This window comes from Membranihabitans marinus, assembly GCF_019802045.1.
Classification (GTDB): Bacteria; Bacteroidota; Bacteroidia; order Chitinophagales; family Saprospiraceae; genus Membranihabitans; species Membranihabitans marinus_A.
Genome location: NZ_JAHVHU010000026.1, coordinates 17197 through 32563, shown reverse-complemented (window position 1 = coordinate 32563; position 15367 = coordinate 17197). Strand labels below are relative to the sequence as shown.

Here is a 15367-nt window from a genome sequence, read left to right as displayed (position 1 = left end):
GGGGTACCTGAAGATGGTGACTTTATGGGGAGCTATCTAAGGTAAAACCAGTGACTGGGGCTAAGTCGTAACAAGGTAGCCGTACCGGAAGGTGCGGCTGGAATACCTCTTTTTCGAGTCTTACCGTTTCTTTGGAAATGGTCAACCCGCCTCAAAACGGGTATACTCAAATAATTTTTTGTTCAATCAAACCTGGCTTCTTCCTTTTTTTTTGACATCAATAGTTTTTATTATTTTATCTCACTATGTATTCTTACCAATTTTTACTTATGAATTTTTATTCGGGTAAATCAGGTATGGATACCTATTGGGTATTGTAGAATAAGATGCAGACAACGGTCTGCCTTAAAATATATATTAGTCTCGCAGACTGCCTTTTTAGCCCACGGTAGGTAAACTAAGCTGATAGGAGATCGGGACAAGGTGCCGGAAAAAGATCTGGTATGTATAAAAATAATTGATAGTCCCGTAGCTCAGCTGGTTAGAGCGCTACACTGATAATGTAGAGGTCCGCAGTTCAAGTCTGCGCGGGACTACTTACGAGAGTGAGTGTGAGAGTGAGTGTGAGTGTGAGTGTGAGTGTGATAAGCGGAATAAACGATATAAAAGCAAATCATGTTTGATTTCGAGAAATTAGAAGTGAATGATAAGATAGAGCAAACAAATAAAATCTTATTAAACTTCTTATTCTCTTCGAACCAAATTGATAAATTTATATCTGATCAACTTAAAAGAGCATGTATCTCAGTGGCACTCAATTTGGCAGAAGGAGTTGGAAGAATGACACCTGCCGATAAGAAGCACTTTTTTATTATGGCCAGAGGGTCGGTAAATGAATGCGTAGCCTTACTCAAGTTAATTCTTAACCAAAATTGGATTTCAAAAGAGGAATACCAAAAATTATATGACAATTTTGAATTGATTTCAAAAATGTTGCTGGGTATGATCCGTAGCACAGGAAGAAAAAAGGTGGAGAAAAAGTAGGTAACTTTGATTACCACCAAACTCACACCCACACCCACACCCACACTCACACCCACACATGTACGGGGGATTAGCTCAGCTGGCTAGAGCGCTAGATTTGCATTCTAGAGGTCATCGGTTCGACTCCGATATCCTCCACCACCACCATCCAGGGAGGGTGGCTGTTCGCTTCGGCGAGTGGCACCCTCCCTTTTTTTTTGCCCGGGAAGCAAGAGCTCCAGCTCTTGTAAAATACACATCATCCAATTTGTATTTGATGACTAATTGTTTCAGCAAATACACCTGCCAATTTCCAAGACAACGCTAATTAAGAATCATTTCAAATTGTATGGTTACGTACACATTTATAGGGCCTTTCTTTCATTCAGATCTTACAATTGATATCTTAGGGAACTTTTAGGAACAGAAATGAACACCATGAGTTTGAACCGAAGAAATTTTATTGAAGCGCTCGGAATGTTAGCCGCCGGAACAATGATTAATGCACCTGCCAAAGCCCTTGGATTGTATGGCCGGAAGTTAAAAGTAACCTTAGTCGGTACCGGAGTCCGGGGAACGAGCTTTTGGGGGAAACGTCTTGTCGACCAATATCCTGATCTTTTAGAATTTGTAGGATTGGCCGACATAAATCCAGGACGACTCGAATATGCAAAAGAATATATGGGGGTGAACTGCCCGGTGTATACGGACTTTGATCAGATGCTTACCGAGCAGAATCCGGATTTGGTTATTGTCACAACGGTGGACTCGACCCACCATGAATTTATCATTAAAGGACTTGACCATGGGTGTGATGTTTTGACGGAAAAACCATTGACTACCGATGAAACCAAATGCCAGGCGATTCTTGATGCGGAACGGCGTTCAAACCGAAAACTCATTGTTGGTTTCAACTACCGATGGAGTCCCTATACGACCAAAATTAAAGAATTATTACACAATAACACCATTGGTAAGATCACTTCTGTCGATTTTCACTGGTACCTAAATAATTATCACGGTGCCTCCTATTTCAGACGTTGGCATGGTCAGCAGGAGTATGGAGGGTCGCTCTGGGTTCACAAATCAACCCACCATTTTGATTTGCTCAACTGGTGGCTGGATTCCGATCCTGAAGAGGTGTTCGCTTACGGAGATCTGGAACATTATGGAAGCAACGGCCCCTTCCGCGGAGACAAATGCCGAACCTGTGAGTATAAAAACAAATGTGATTACTTTTATGACATCACAAAGAACGATCGGTATATGAAGCTTTACGTGGCAAATGAGAAGTATGATGGGTACATTCGGGACAATTGTCTGTACCGTCCTGAAGTGAATATCTACGATAAAATGTCGGCACAAATCAAATATGCCAATAACACCGTGGTCAACTATTCGCTGACGACGTATTCACCCTATGAAGGCTGGAAAATTGCTTTTAACGGGACCAAAGGACGGATCGAAGCATGGCAGGATATTCCTTATTTTGATAATGAGTCTCTTGATCAGGCGGGATTGCATGCCGCAGAAATGGATCAAGGGGGCAATGATAATATGGAGCACGCGCCCGTCATTGTTCATAAAAACTTTGAAGATCATACCGTGGAGCAAGTCAGTTACGAGCGGGGTGGACACGGCGGTGGAGATAAACGCCTGCAGGATAAAATATTTTCTAATCCAGCGGCGCCTGATCCTTTAAAACATACCGCTGGTGTACGTGATGGTGCGATGTCTATCCTGATAGGAGTTGCTGCGTGCAATAGTATTGAATCCGGTCAACCGGTACGTATCGGTACTCTGACGGATCTCAAGCCGAGAGCAAAACGAATATAGATTGGGGTACTGCACTTTGGTGCTTTATTCCTCACCCGCCCGAAACAGGGGTGTTTCGGTTCCTTCACTAAAGGTTCACAGAACCCTTGGCCTTTGGCTTCATTCAGTCATGCTTTAGGACGCTTGCTTTTAGGTCGCTGTGCTTTGGGACGCTGCGCTTTACGACGTTCCGCTTTTGGGCCGCTATGCTTTAAGGCGCTTCGCTTTATGACACTCCGTTTGTGGTCATTGGTCTCCGGTCATCTTTACCCACGGTGGGTGATCGCCTCTGGCTGCCGTCGGTCCCGGGTCGTTGGTCCACCTACTGTCGTGCTGGATCTCCACAGCCAAGAACCAAACTACAAACCATACCATTGGTCAATAATTAAGCCGGAAACGTTAAATTGTATACTAAACTTATGAATTGATCCTGCACCCAAGAACTAAACCACAAACTATTCCACCTACCGAAAATAAACCTGTGGACAAATAGGAAACGCCCGAGAACTACCACCAAATCCCCAAGAATCAAACTACAATCCAACTTCGGCTATGTATTCCTCCACGGAAAAAATTTTCCCATTTTGCACAATCATCCTTTCATTTCCTTTTTCCATGATGAAAGTAGGATTTTGTCCCGGTGCAAAAGTTAGACTTAATGGATCAGCACGATCTGTTGGTTTTTGGGCAGCCATATGCAAGGTAGCGTCCGATCGGTCGTCGGTACTATCCTCGACGATGAAACCTAAATAACCTTCCCGGATCATTTTTTGCCAGTTTGATTTTTGTAATTCGGCGGTATTTTTAAAAGACTTTGGATACCACATGCCTTGAATTAAATTGTACCCTTTGGCCTGAAACTCTTCCAGGCCGCTATTTACGCTGAGATCACCCACGTCAGTTATTCTGGACGGGTATATCGTTTGTCCATCTTTGGTGTATTCCGAATATTGAAAACCTACATCCATCAAAATCGGTTTGTCTTTGACTTGTACCGTCAGATTGCGTAGGATCAGGGACATCATTTTTCGATCGTTTTGAGGAATTGCATTGTATTCCTTCAAAGTCTTGGAAACATAAGAGCCCGAAAGGATTGATTCCAGGGCTTTGATTAGCGTGATAAAATTGAGTTCTCGGATAAACTGTTTTTCCGGATCATTCGGATAGCCACCAGATTCGATAAGGATGGTGGATGTTCCCCATTTCTGAATGTTATCTCCAAACGCCCGGGGTTCGAAACTATCGTCGTATACCGCTATTCGATCCGGAATAATCTGACTTAGACTGTCACGGAGAATTGAAATGAGTTGCATTGACTTCATACGGACCCCGTTAATATTTTTATCGTAATCAAAAGCCGGGGCCAGAAATGCCATAGCAACTTGATTTCCATCTTTACCAGCACGGTAATAAATGCTCTGATCATGGAGGTTAAATCCAAATTCGGGTTTCAGGGAATCTCGAACTGTCTTGAGAAGCTGCGATTCAGGATTGCTGAGCCGAAGTGCATCCCGATTCAGATCGATGTTCGCCGCATTCCGACGGGAAAATCGGGCTGCACCATCCGGGTTGAGCATCGGGATAAAATAAAGTGTGCAGTGTTCCCGAAGTGATTTTAAAAATTCGACGTCTTCGGATTGATCAGACTCCAGATAATTAAATAAATCAAACAAGGCCATGGTAGCGGTAGATTCATCGCCATGCATCTGGGACCAAAACAGCACCGGAATTTTCCCATGACCATATTCGGCCAGGTAAATAGGCCGATCTTCAATGCTGTGAGCAGCTACTTTGAAATTTATCAATGTTTTGGAAGGGTGCCTTTCCATCACGGGGATCAATTCTTCAATGGAAAATCGTTTGGTCGTGATTGCGGTCTCCTTAAATGCAGCGTAACGGGTCTGCAGATCGGTTTGATGCGGAGCTTTTATCTGGGAATGAAGCGGGGACAGAGCAAGTCCGAAAAATAGTATCAGAAGAAGTAGACGTGCCATTGAACGATATTTTTTGTTAAATTTATAGGCTGCAAATGTAAAAGTATGAAATTATATAACTTCTTGGTTCTGATATTGATCGTTCTGTTGGCCTCGTGTGGGCGAAAGCGTTCTATGGATGCCGTTTCAATTCCTACAACAACGGAAGAATGGGCGCACCACCTTTTTGATACTTCGGGGGTTCACAGTGGTCTGTTTGTCATCGAGGCTGGACAATCGGAACGACCAAAACCCATCCTGGATTATCACAGTTCTTCGTTGTTTACCCCCGCTTCAAATACCAAGATATTAACCTTATACAGTGCCTTACAGTTTTTGCCGGAAACTCTGGTTGGTGTAAAATGGATCCGACGAAATGATACGCTCTTTTTTAAAGGAACGGGGGATCCGGGGTTTTTGGACCCCCGGTTTGATGTGTCCCCTCCGCTGTCATTTTTCAGGCAACAAAACAATCTGGTCTATTTAGGGGAGTGGAATTCGGATGAGCGTTGGGCCCCGGGGTGGTCGTGGGAAGATTATCCGTATTACTATGCAGCACAACGCAGTCCTTTTCCCATCTACGGGAATATGGCGCGGACCTGGTGTCAGGATGATCAGTGGTTGATGGAACCATCGGGGTTTATAATGAACAGGTACTTCGATCCATCGGCTCGTGCTGTCCGCCGCAATGAACGAGCAAACATTTTTCAAGTCAATACCGCCAAGTGTCGGGAAACCCCACTACGTATTCCTTTTGTGACCAATCCGGATGTGGTTTGTCACTTATTATCGGATACCCTCCACCAAGCGGTGGAATGGACTGATTTGAGTGGTTTTAATCATGATTCGGGATCTTGGCAGTCCGTCCCCGGCAGTGATCGGGATACATTGTTGCGGGCAATGATGTATGAAAGTGATAATTTTATCGCTGAACAAATGTTGTGGTCAGTATCATCAGCGCTGTGGGATACCATAAGCACTACCAGGGTGATTGATTCTGTGATGACAGATGATTTTAGCCCATGGAAAGGAAAAATCCATTGGGTGGATGGATCCGGGCTGTCGGTGTACAATAAGTTATCGCCCCGATTTCTGGTCGATGTTTTGCAGCGATTGTACGGATCCATGGAGCATGGGGAGTTGCTTCGGTATTTTCCAGCTGGCGGTGTTCGTGGTACTATAGCCTCTTGGTATGGACATGATGATATGCCTTTTGTTTACGCCAAAACGGGGACGTTGTCCGGTGTGCATTGTCTGTCAGGTTATCTGCTGGCTGATTCGGGGAAGACTTATGTCTTTTCGTTTATGCACAATAATTATCTGGGTTCCAGCAGCCAATATAAAAAGAAGATGGACGTATTGTTGCGTTGGATTAAAGAAAATCATTGAGCCCTGAATGGATGCAATGAGATTGTTCTCGTCGGATTGAATTTCGTAAAAATGGATAAAGTGCCTCCTACCAGACAAACCGGTGACTATGGCGAACGGATTGCCTGTCGATTCTTGGAGTCTAAGGGGTACCTCATTCAGGAACGCAACTGGCGACATAGCACACTCGAGATAGACATTATTTGTAGGAAGGGTGATCTGCTCATTTTTGTAGAGGTGAAATATCGTAAAGACAATAAGTATGGGGATCCGGTGGAGTTTGTTTCGTCGGAAAAGATGACCAACATTTCAATAGCCGCCGCACATTACCTAGAAACTATAGAATATTCGGGCGGAATCCGATTTGATGTATTGGGTATACGGCCGGGCAGTTCTGGACATTTTAAAATACGACATCTTAAGGATGTCCACTTCGCGGGATGGGATCCCTGAATAATTATTAGTTGTTGATGATGAATTTGGTGGGGGGATTGCCTTATTTTATATAACGGGGCAAACCTCGCTTAGCCTGCAAAATTCATCGCTTATGATTTACCTACCTGGCGTTGATTATTGTTTTAATGGCAGTTAGACAGGTGCAGATATGAGTGATTATAGTCTCGGCTCGTCCGAGACCAGAGGTAGTCAATCTACCTCTGATGAAGGACCCGAAACATCCCTGTTTCAGGCGGGTAAGCATTCATTGCACTTAAAAATCTATAATCTTATAGCTGCCGGAATAGTATTCTATTTCAGGAGTTAGTAACATGAACGTATGTAGTCTCATCTCGGTAAAGCCGAGCTGAGACAGAAAGTTCAGTATGATTGAGCAAAATCTCGCCAAGGGCTAGATCGAATGTGGTCAATCCACATTCGGTGAAGGACCCAAAAATGTCCTCATTTTGGGTGGGTAGGATGAGTGAACCGACCTATCCCCGCCTTGGCTGTGGGAGGGCTCTGTTCCGAGGATAATGTATGAATCAAAAGTCAAACGTCGGCCAAAAGTGGGCTATGTAATAGGCCCACTTTTGGAAATTAAGCAATTGATGCACTGGAAATTATGCATCATAATAGTTGGACGTGGTGAATAAAGCTGTTTAGGTCATTAGCCGTTAAAGTCCCTGGTTACTGTCGTCGGTCGGCAGTCTCCGATCGACCCTAGCCCCAAAATTCATATACATTCTCACATACCAAACCACAAATCATACCACTAAAGAACAGCTAACTGCTGATCGTTTCTCTCCCCCCTAAACTGTTCTCCTCTACCACCCCTCGTAATAATCCACCATCAGCTCATGATTTTATAAAGCATCTCCTTGACCAATTCTCCGCTATTTCCAGCTGGGTAGTCAAATCCTTTGGACTTGAGGTCATATTCATGCAATATATCCAATACAGATTCACATTTGGCCTGGCTAAATAGTCGGGTAGCCTGCTGAAACTCACTGAGGAAAAAAGAGTGGGAGAGACCCAGATTCTTCAATTGCTCTTTTTGTGAAGCAGTCCGCAAAAAATGCATTTTATAGATTTTAGTAAAGTAGGCAAACAACATTGAGATAATCATGATAGGAGAATTCTCTTTTTCATTTTCCATCATCACAGTTATGATCCGAAAGGCCTGATCAGCAGATCCGCTGCCTATGGCCTTCTGAAGTTCAAAGACATTGTAGTCTTTACTGATTCCGACATATTTTTCAATATCTTCCGAGGTGATCATGTTGTTGTTTTTTTTGTTCAACATAATCTTCTCCAGCTCATTGACGATTTTTTGCAAATCTGTCCCCAGATATTCTGCCAGTAACCGGGTGGTATCTGCTTCAATAGACCACTTTTGGCCTTTGACATAATCTCCGATCCATTTGACAATCTGATAGTCCCGAATGGACTTTGATTCATATGCGGTGTCCAGTGAGCTCAACGTCTTAAAAACCTTAAATCGCTTGTCCACCGACTTTTTGTACTCAATGATGAAAATCGTGGTGTCCATCGGATTTTGGATGTAAGGAAGCAGGTCGGAGAAATCTTTCATCTGGTGTGCCTCTTTCAGAAGAATGACCTGGTAGGGGGCCATCATCGGATATCGCATCAAGGCATCAAGCAGACTTCCGCTTTTGACTTCTTTGCCATACAATACCGTGAAGTTGAAGTCTTTCATTTCCGGATTGACGGTTTCTTCCACAATGAAATCACCGAGCTGATCGATATAAAATGGTTCATCCCCGTATAAAAAATAAACCGGTTGTACAGGATTGGCTTTAATTTTCTTTTGAATCGCTTTTATATCCATGGGTTATCGTTCTGTGACCATGTTGGTTAAGGATTGGATCCATGCTGGATTTGCGTTGAGACTTTCCATCATGTCGAAGGTGTCTCCGCCATGTTCTATGAATAGATCTTTGTATTCCATACCCAATTCTACAATGGTTTCCAGGCAATCAGCGATAAAGGCCGGGCTGATGATCAACACCTTTTTAAAACCATCCTGAGCCAGTTTTTTTACCACGTCCTCCGTATAGGGTTTGATCCATTCTGACCTGCCCAGGCGGGATTGGAAGGACGTAATGCATTTTTCTTCCGGTAGTTTTAGTTTTTCGCGAAGCAGACGGGTATTGTGAAAGCACTGAGCTGAATAGCAATCCTGATTATCCCGGGTGATTTTCTGACAACACTCGATATTCGCTTTGCAGTGATGTCCCGGGTCTGCTTTGAACAGCTGTCGTTGGGGCAAACCGTGATAGCTAAATATGATTTTTTCATACGATTGCAGATTGTATCCCGAGGCCACTTCTGCCCATGCCTCGATAAAATCCGGACGATCGTAAAACTGATTGATCATAACGAGCTCAGGGAATATCCAGTCCTTGCGGATCTCTTCCATCACTTTTTCCAATACCGAACCCACGGTAGCGGAAGCCTGCTGTGGAAACAACGGGACGATAATCCATTTTTTCAATCGGGCTTTCTTCAGCGTGTTGATTCCATCAGCGATCGATGGGGATTGATACCGCATGGCCAATTCTACCTTGTAACCGTTTCCCAATTGTTTCTGAAGCAGGTCACGAACCTCATACCCATAGGCGATCAATGGTGATCCATCCGGCTCGGTCCACAGTTTTTGATACTCTTCGGCAGACCGGGGGGCTCGTCCATAAGCGATCGGTCCGCGCACCAATAACTGCCGGTTGATGTAGGGGATATCTATGACACGTGGATCGAGGAGGAACTCAATCAGGTATTTTCTCACATCTTTGACCTTCGGACTATCGGGCGATCCGAGGTTGATCAACAATACGCCCGTATGCGTGTTACTATTCTGCTCCTGATTTTTCATAATGTTACTTTGTCAAACACCGCAAATTTGCCCAAAATTTAGGGGATAACCTTGATTGGAGTTCTATTTTTGAAAAATATACAGGTTGGCACAGTTGATCCGTTGCATTGATGTATTTTTAACTTTTGAAAAGTACAGACAATCTTTCAAAACGAAGAGCAATTTTATTTTCAGTAACCGCGTTTACCTGCACTTCTTGTACGATAAAGCGGGTAACATTGAACATCTGGTGAGGTATGACTTTGCTGTGTCTGGAACGCCGGCGTTTTGACAGAATATGAATTTGAAAAAATAAATTATAATGCCTTATAAAGAGAAAATAATATTAGTCACGAATGACGATGGAATGTTTGCACCGGGAATTCATTCTCTGGTGGATGCTGTCCGGGATTTGGGGAAAGTGTATGTTGTTTCACCAGATTCTCCGCAAAGTGGAAAAGGACATGCCGTAACATTGCGTGAACCGCTTCGGTTCAATAAGGTTAAGACCTTTGAAGGAATCGAAGCTTACGAATGTTCCGGGACGCCGGTTGATTGCGTCAAATGGGCCAAAAATGTCCTGTTAAAGAATGAAACCATTGATTTATGCGTTTCAGGGATCAATCACGGAGCGAATTATTCCATAAATATTATCTACAGTGGAACGATGTCTGCGGCGATGGAAGCAGCTATGGAAGGGATTCACAGTGTGGGCTTTTCTTTGCTTGATTTTTCGTTTGAAGCTGATTTTACAGGATCAGCTAAAGTTGCCCGGAAGATTAGTGAATATGTACTGGGTCTTGAAAAAGATCCCCATAATCCGTTGTTACTCAACGTCAACATTCCAGCTCTGCCAGAAGAACAATTAAAGGGAATCAAAGTATGCCGACAGGCTAATGCCCGCTGGGTCGAAGAGTTTCAGGAAGGAACTGATCCTCATGGCATGAAATACTATTGGTTGGCTGGCGAATTTGTCAATATGGATTCGGGGAATGGAACCGATGTGACAGCGCTTGATGAAGGCTATATATCGGTGGTTCCTTGTCAGTTTGATCTGACCGATTATCCCGCCTTTGAGAAGTTAAACGGGTTGGTGAATGATCAATAGACGATATGATAAGGTAGTGGTGGGTGCCCTGGCAGGTACGGTGGTTCCTATATTTGCTTTTGTCGTCTTGTATATGATTTTTCAGGAGCTGAGTGAGCGCGGATTGATGTCCGATGCGGGATTCTCTGATGATTTTCGGATACGAACGATTGCGCTAGTCAGCATTGGAGTGAATGTAGTCCTGGTTCGATATTTTCAAAAGCGATATGCGCACCATGCAGTTCGGGGTGTCGTTTTTCCCACTTTTGTGTTTATTATTGCCTGGATCATTTATTTTTCAAGTGTGCTTTTATGAATAAAAAGCTCTATATCATTGCGGGCGAGCCCTCGGGAGACTTGCACGGCGGTCACCTGGTTGAGGCCTTGAAACGGCAGGATCCTCAAATGCAATTTCGTGGTTTTGGCGGGCCAAAAATGGCCAAAGCGGGTGTGGATCTCGATCAGACCATCGATCGTCTTTCTTTTATGGGATTCTCAGAAGTTATCAGGCACCTGCCAGTCATTCTGTCCAATTTCCGATTGGCGAAAAAAGCTATCCGTGATTACAAACCGGATGCGATTATTTACATCGACTTTCCAGGTTTCAATATGCGAATGGCTCGCTGGGCAGCCCGACATGGGTATAGGAATTTTTACTATATTGCGCCGCAGGCCTGGGCATGGAAAGAACGCAGAGCGCTTGATCTCAAAAAGTATATTGATGAGTTGTTCTGCATCCTACCATTTGAAAAATCATTTTTTGCACGTTTTGATTATGAGGTGCACTATGTAGGACACCCGTTGGTTGATATCATCAAAAATTACAGACAAGCACAGAAGGCGAGTGTGTCTGTGAATCAAATCGGTACTCATCCGGATTTGGCTAATTCTGATGACTCACACGCGGTGAGGTCAGAGAAAATTATAGCTCTTCTGCCAGGTAGCCGTCGTCAGGAGGTATCCAAAATTCTTCCGGTCCAACTAAAAGCGGTCCGAGAAATTCCCGGTTATCGTATTGTGATCGGTAAATCGCCGCATGTTCCCCAAAGCATATACGATAGCATTGTGGGACATCAGCACCCTGTGTCCTATGATGAAGATACCTATGCATTGCTTTCAAACGCCTACATCGCTTGCGTTGCTTCAGGTACAGCAACGTTGGAGACGGCACTCTTTAAGGTGCCCGAGGTCGTGTGCTTTAAGGGCAGTCAGATCAGCTATTACATTGCCCGCCGATTGATCAAGGTTCCTTATATTTCGCTGGTTAATCTGATTATGAACAAAGAGGTCGTCCGGGAATTGATTCAGGATGCACTGTCCGCTTCTGGACTACGTAAAGAAGTGATGGAATTGACTCAAAATTTAAAAAGAAAAGAACTGACAAAACAGTATATTGAACTGGAAGAAAAGCTTGGGGTGGGCGGAGCAGCTGAAAAAACCGCAAATATTATGATTTCTAAGTTGGGGAGTTAAAATAATTTCTAACTTTACGTCAATCGATAACCAAGTAAATTTATGGCACTCACAAAACGAGAAGAAAAAGAAATAGAAATCCTCAATTCTGCTGAGAAAACCTTTTCTGAACACGGTTATGATAATACTAAAATGGAAGATATTGCCTCCCAGATTGGTATTAGCAAAGGATTGGTTTATTTTTATTACAGCAGTAAGGAGAATCTGTACATGGCGCTCACCTATAGAGCCATGCACAAAATGAATGATGCATTCTACGAGGTGTATCACGATCAGCAGAACAAATCCGGACTGGATTCCGTCATAACGTTGGTCCGGGCCTACATGGATTTTTTGGATGAAAACCCATTTTATCTGGAGTTGCTATTGAACTATACCCGGTTGGTTCGTTCTTCCACGCAAAAAACGAATCAATTAACTGATTCGATGAAAAACAGCATCTATTTTCGGAAAATTAAGGATATTCACAATATTCCGATTACGATTTTTCAAGAGGAGATCAATCGCGGTCAAAAAGATGGATCGATCAAAAATACGCGTTCTCCCAACCTGATGTATATGACGATGTGGAGTTTAATCGTTGGATTTTCTCAGATCAAGTCCGCAGCAGCGCAAAATAACAGAATGACCATGTATCACATTAATCTGAATGAATGGCGGGACTACATTATCGAGATCGCTTACCAAACGATGATTGATGATGCCCATTAAAACATATACACCCGGAATTGTCATTCTATGGGTGATGGTTTTGCTTTTTGGATGTCAGGTGCCCCGACATGCCGGAGCAGACAAGACCACATCGTTAGCCAATTCCCTGCTGTGGAAGATCGAATCTCCTGATCTCGATGCTCCGTCATACCTTTTTGGAACCATGCACCTCATACCGGAAGAGCATTATTTCTGGCCGGCACATTTTCAGAATGCCTATTCCGCGACAGAGCAAATCGTTCTCGAGACCAATGAACTGGATATGAACCCGGCTTCAATGATGGGATTGATGCCTAAAATCATGATGCCTCAGGATCAAACGCTTGAAGACCTGGTGTCCGATGACGAATACGAACGCATTCGGGAATTCTTTGAAGGCATGGGTATGCCGCTGATGTTTTTGCAAAATATTAAACCCTTTTTTCTGTACATGCTGGTGGACATTGACCTGGGGTCCTTACTGGGAGAAGGGAGCAAATCCTACGAGATGGAAATTACTAATCGTGCCAAAACCGATCGGAAGGCTGTACTGGGATTGGAATCCCTCGACTACCAGATTTCTTTGTTTGACTCAATCCCTTACACTGATCAGGCTCAGATGCTGGTTCAGGCGATCGATCAAAAGATGGAGCGCGGTGATGAGTCAGCCGATGAGGCTGTGCAAGGTCTTTATCAGACGTATAAGGATCAGGATCTAAATGCTATTTTAGAGGAAGTCCAGGCGACGGATATTACATTCAAAAATTTTAACCAGATATTTCTGGATATACGCAATAGAAACTGGATTCCCAGGATCGAAACCTACATCCATCAAAAACCCACTTTCATTGCAGTTGGTGCAGCTCACCTACCGGGCCAGACCGGCGTGATCCATCTTTTGGAAAAGGCCGGATATATCTTAACACCTGTTTTAAATCCACGGGATGGCACTTATTAAAACCGTCAATAATACCCAGCCCCAATGGGGGCAAGACTGCTTTTTTGCCGAAAACGCTACGCTGGTGGGAGATGTGGTCATGGGCGATGAGTGCAGTGTTTGGTTTCAGGCTGTAGTACGTGGAGATGTGAACAGTATCCGGCTGGGGAATCGGGTAAATATTCAGGATGGAGCTATTATACACTGCACCTTCGAACGCTCTTCTACCCACATTGGGAGCCATGTTTCTGTAGGTCATCAAGCCATTGTGCATGGATGCAGGATACACGATGATGTACTCGTCGGCATGGGGAGTCGGATTATGGACCATGCGGTGGTGGAAAGTGGATGCATCATTGCCGCCGGCGCCGTTATACTGGAGAATACGATTTGCGAAAGCGGCTATATTTATGCGGGCGTACCTGCGCGCAAAATCAAACCTGTATCGCCGGAACTGCTTGAAGGCGAGATTCGACGCATTGCAAATAATTATGTCCGATATGCCTCGTGGTATAAATAAAAAAAATCTCCCCTGAAATTTTCTGTATAGTAAGCAAGATGATCTATTTTTGTGTTCTAATAACAAAGTATAATGGTTGATATAAAGCTTTTCTCAGGTCAGAATTCCCGATATCTTGCTGAAAAAATTGCAGCCAATTACGGGCAAAATCTTTCAAGGATAGATATTCAGAAGTTTTCCGATGGAGAAATTCACCCTGTTATTCAGGAGTCTGTTCGGGGCGCCTATGTGTTTTTTATTCAAAGCACCCCCTCTCCACCCTCCAATATAATGGAATTGCTTCTGATGATTGATGCAGCAAAGCGGGCATCTGCCGGGTATATTACGGCCGTCATCCCTTACTTTGGTTATGCTCGCCAAGATCGAAAGGATCAACCCAGAGTTCCTATTTCAGCCAAGCTTATTGCCAATTTGTTGGAGGCTGCTGGAGCGAATCGCGTTATGACAATGGATTTTCACGCAGATCAAATTCAAGGCTTTTTTGATATTCCAGTCGATCATTTGCGCAGCGAAGCGGTTTTTATGCCTTATCTTGAAAAGTATGATCTGTCCAACACTATTTTTGCTGCACCCGATGTGGGTGGAGTGAAGCGGGCTCGGAAATATGCCAAGGTTTTTAACACACCGCTGGTTATTTGTGATAAACAACGGATCAAACCCAATGAAGTCGCAGAAATGACCGTGATCGGTGAGGTGGAAGGAAAAGATGTTATTATAGTGGATGATCTTGCTGATACAGCAGGAACATTATGTCGAGCTGCAGATGTGCTCAAAGAAAAAGGAGCATTGAATGTGATTGCTATCTGTACACACCCTGTTTTGTCCGGTAAAGCCTATGAGAATATCGAGAATTCTCAGTTGTCAAAACTGATTGTCACCGATACGATTCCGCTGACGAAAGAATCTGAAAAAATCACAGTTTTAGAGTCCGGTCGGTTGTTTGCACGGGCCATCCGTAATACACACGAACACAAATCCATAGCCGCTCTGTATCTGGAAGATTTGTAAACGGTCGCACGTGGGCTGTACTGAACTTCCCACTTGAAAGACCGGCTGGAACCTGGTTAGTATATCCGCTGTGCAGGTAAGAAACCTTTCTTCATAAAGGCATTGCACTGGTGTGGTTGTCTTTCGTATTCAGGCAGTATCTTCCCCAGCTTTCCCAAGTTCGATCCATGCCGCTGTGAACTACCACTGTTCAAACTATGAACTATAAATTTTTTTCAATATC

General features: G+C 43.9%; 16 protein-coding genes, 2 tRNA genes and 1 rRNA gene. 15 read left to right on the top strand and 4 right to left on the bottom strand.

Annotated features, from left to right (window positions below):
- The 4 genes from KUV50_RS18880 to KUV50_RS18865 all read left to right on the top strand — a co-directional run.
- Nucleotides 1-113 (top strand): 16S ribosomal RNA (locus KUV50_RS18880); the annotation flags it as partial.
- A 349-nt stretch (nt 114-462) separates the two neighbouring features.
- Nucleotides 463-536 (top strand) — tRNA-Ile (locus tag KUV50_RS18875).
- A 79-nt stretch (nt 537-615) separates the two neighbouring features.
- A complete protein-coding gene (locus KUV50_RS18870; protein WP_222581770.1) occupies nt 616-984 on the top strand; it encodes a four helix bundle protein in 369 nt (122 codons plus the stop codon).
- Between the two features lie 64 nt (nt 985-1048).
- Nucleotides 1049-1125, top strand: a tRNA-Ala gene (locus KUV50_RS18865).
- Here KUV50_RS18865 and KUV50_RS18860 read toward each other — a convergent pair.
- Entirely contained in the window at nt 1089-1226 is a 138-nt protein-coding gene (locus KUV50_RS18860; RefSeq protein WP_222581769.1) for a hypothetical protein, read from the bottom strand. The genes KUV50_RS18865 and KUV50_RS18860 overlap by 37 nt on opposite strands.
- A 175-nt stretch (nt 1227-1401) precedes the next feature.
- Here KUV50_RS18860 and KUV50_RS18855 point away from each other — a divergent pair, with 175 nt between their 5' ends.
- Nucleotides 1402-2799, top strand: a complete 1398-nt coding sequence (locus KUV50_RS18855; protein ID WP_222581768.1) for a Gfo/Idh/MocA family oxidoreductase — start codon at nt 1402-1404, stop codon at nt 2797-2799.
- A 512-nt stretch (nt 2800-3311) separates the two neighbouring features.
- On the opposite strand, the gene KUV50_RS18850 is transcribed toward KUV50_RS18855, so the two are convergent.
- On the bottom strand, nt 3312-4772 hold the full coding sequence (locus tag KUV50_RS18850) for a M14 family zinc carboxypeptidase (protein WP_222581767.1): 1461 nt from the start codon (nt 4770-4772) through the stop codon (nt 3312-3314).
- A gap of 45 nt (nt 4773-4817) precedes the next feature.
- Between KUV50_RS18850 and KUV50_RS18845 the strand changes: the two genes are divergently transcribed.
- The 3 genes from KUV50_RS18845 to KUV50_RS18835 all read left to right on the top strand — a co-directional run bounded on the left by KUV50_RS18845 (nt 4818) and on the right by KUV50_RS18835 (nt 6882).
- The gene (locus KUV50_RS18845; protein ID WP_222581766.1) at nt 4818-6140 is read left to right on the top strand and encodes a D-alanyl-D-alanine carboxypeptidase/D-alanyl-D-alanine-endopeptidase; all 1323 of its coding nucleotides are present in this window, start codon (nt 4818-4820) and stop codon (nt 6138-6140) included.
- Nucleotides 6141-6200: 60 nt separating this feature from the next.
- A complete protein-coding gene (locus tag KUV50_RS18840; protein WP_222581765.1) occupies nt 6201-6572 on the top strand; it encodes a YraN family protein in 372 nt (123 codons plus the stop codon).
- 151 nt (nt 6573-6723) lie between these two features.
- The gene (locus tag KUV50_RS18835) at nt 6724-6882 is read left to right on the top strand and encodes a hypothetical protein (RefSeq protein WP_222581764.1); all 159 of its coding nucleotides are present in this window, start codon (nt 6724-6726) and stop codon (nt 6880-6882) included.
- 525 nt (nt 6883-7407) lie between these two features.
- Here KUV50_RS18835 and holA read toward each other — a convergent pair.
- Both holA and hemH read right to left on the bottom strand, forming a co-directional pair.
- Complete coding sequence (holA, locus tag KUV50_RS18830; protein WP_222581763.1) at nt 7408-8406, bottom strand: DNA polymerase III subunit delta; 999 nt, start codon at nt 8404-8406, stop codon at nt 7408-7410.
- A gap of 3 nt (nt 8407-8409) precedes the next feature.
- Nucleotides 8410-9450 (bottom strand): ferrochelatase, encoded by a 1041-nt coding sequence (gene hemH / locus KUV50_RS18825; protein ID WP_222581762.1) that lies wholly within the window; start codon nt 9448-9450, stop codon nt 8410-8412.
- 301 nt (nt 9451-9751) lie between these two features.
- On the opposite strand from hemH, the gene surE reads away from it, so the two are divergent.
- The 7 genes from surE (at nt 9752) to KUV50_RS18790 (ending at nt 15144) form a co-directional block, all read left to right on the top strand.
- Nucleotides 9752-10537 (top strand): 5'/3'-nucleotidase SurE, encoded by a 786-nt coding sequence (gene surE / locus KUV50_RS18820; RefSeq protein WP_222581761.1) that lies wholly within the window; start codon nt 9752-9754, stop codon nt 10535-10537.
- Complete coding sequence (locus KUV50_RS18815; RefSeq protein ID WP_222581760.1) at nt 10527-10832, top strand: hypothetical protein; 306 nt, start codon at nt 10527-10529, stop codon at nt 10830-10832. Before surE ends, KUV50_RS18815 begins: the two co-directional genes overlap by 11 nt.
- Nucleotides 10829-11989 (top strand): lipid-A-disaccharide synthase, encoded by a 1161-nt coding sequence (gene lpxB, locus KUV50_RS18810; RefSeq protein ID WP_222581759.1) that lies wholly within the window; start codon nt 10829-10831, stop codon nt 11987-11989. The genes KUV50_RS18815 and lpxB overlap by 4 nt, the downstream gene beginning before the upstream one ends.
- Nucleotides 11990-12031: 42 nt before the next feature.
- Nucleotides 12032-12700 (top strand): TetR/AcrR family transcriptional regulator, encoded by a 669-nt coding sequence (locus KUV50_RS18805; RefSeq protein WP_222581758.1) that lies wholly within the window; start codon nt 12032-12034, stop codon nt 12698-12700.
- On the top strand, nt 12687-13637 hold the full coding sequence (locus KUV50_RS18800) for a TraB/GumN family protein (RefSeq protein ID WP_222581757.1): 951 nt from the start codon (nt 12687-12689) through the stop codon (nt 13635-13637). The genes KUV50_RS18805 and KUV50_RS18800 overlap by 14 nt, the downstream gene beginning before the upstream one ends.
- A complete protein-coding gene (locus tag KUV50_RS18795) occupies nt 13624-14136 on the top strand; it encodes a gamma carbonic anhydrase family protein (RefSeq protein WP_222581756.1) in 513 nt (170 codons plus the stop codon). Before KUV50_RS18800 ends, KUV50_RS18795 begins: the two co-directional genes overlap by 14 nt.
- A gap of 72 nt (nt 14137-14208) precedes the next feature.
- On the top strand, nt 14209-15144 hold the full coding sequence (locus KUV50_RS18790; RefSeq protein WP_222581755.1) for a ribose-phosphate pyrophosphokinase: 936 nt from the start codon (nt 14209-14211) through the stop codon (nt 15142-15144).
- Nucleotides 15145-15367 lie beyond the last annotated feature (223 nt).

What these genes read in the sequence shown, in the direction of transcription:
- KUV50_RS18790 (WP_222581755.1), top strand. Translation starts at nt 14,209, where the DNA reads ATGGTTGATATAAAGCTTTTCTCAGGTCAGAATTCCCGATATCTTGCT.
- surE (WP_222581761.1), top strand. Translation starts at nt 9,752, where the DNA reads ATGCCTTATAAAGAGAAAATAATATTAGTCACGAATGACGATGGAATG.
- KUV50_RS18795 (WP_222581756.1), top strand. Translation starts at nt 13,624, where the DNA reads ATGGCACTTATTAAAACCGTCAATAATACCCAGCCCCAATGGGGGCAA.
- KUV50_RS18815 (WP_222581760.1), top strand. Translation starts at nt 10,527, where the DNA reads ATGATCAATAGACGATATGATAAGGTAGTGGTGGGTGCCCTGGCAGGT.
- KUV50_RS18805 (WP_222581758.1), top strand. Translation starts at nt 12,032, where the DNA reads ATGGCACTCACAAAACGAGAAGAAAAAGAAATAGAAATCCTCAATTCT.
- lpxB (WP_222581759.1), top strand. Translation starts at nt 10,829, where the DNA reads ATGAATAAAAAGCTCTATATCATTGCGGGCGAGCCCTCGGGAGACTTG.
- KUV50_RS18800 (WP_222581757.1), top strand. Translation starts at nt 12,687, where the DNA reads ATGATGCCCATTAAAACATATACACCCGGAATTGTCATTCTATGGGTG.
- KUV50_RS18860 (WP_222581769.1), bottom strand. Translation starts at nt 1,226, where the DNA reads ATGATGTGTATTTTACAAGAGCTGGAGCTCTTGCTTCCCGGGCAAAAA.
- KUV50_RS18835 (WP_222581764.1), top strand. Translation starts at nt 6,724, where the DNA reads ATGAGTGATTATAGTCTCGGCTCGTCCGAGACCAGAGGTAGTCAATCT.
- KUV50_RS18870 (WP_222581770.1), top strand. Translation starts at nt 616, where the DNA reads ATGTTTGATTTCGAGAAATTAGAAGTGAATGATAAGATAGAGCAAACA.
- KUV50_RS18850 (WP_222581767.1), bottom strand. Translation starts at nt 4,772, where the DNA reads ATGGCACGTCTACTTCTTCTGATACTATTTTTCGGACTTGCTCTGTCC.
- KUV50_RS18855 (WP_222581768.1), top strand. Translation starts at nt 1,402, where the DNA reads ATGAGTTTGAACCGAAGAAATTTTATTGAAGCGCTCGGAATGTTAGCC.
- holA (WP_222581763.1), bottom strand. Translation starts at nt 8,406, where the DNA reads ATGGATATAAAAGCGATTCAAAAGAAAATTAAAGCCAATCCTGTACAA.
- KUV50_RS18845 (WP_222581766.1), top strand. Translation starts at nt 4,818, where the DNA reads ATGAAATTATATAACTTCTTGGTTCTGATATTGATCGTTCTGTTGGCC.
- hemH (WP_222581762.1), bottom strand. Translation starts at nt 9,450, where the DNA reads ATGAAAAATCAGGAGCAGAATAGTAACACGCATACGGGCGTATTGTTG.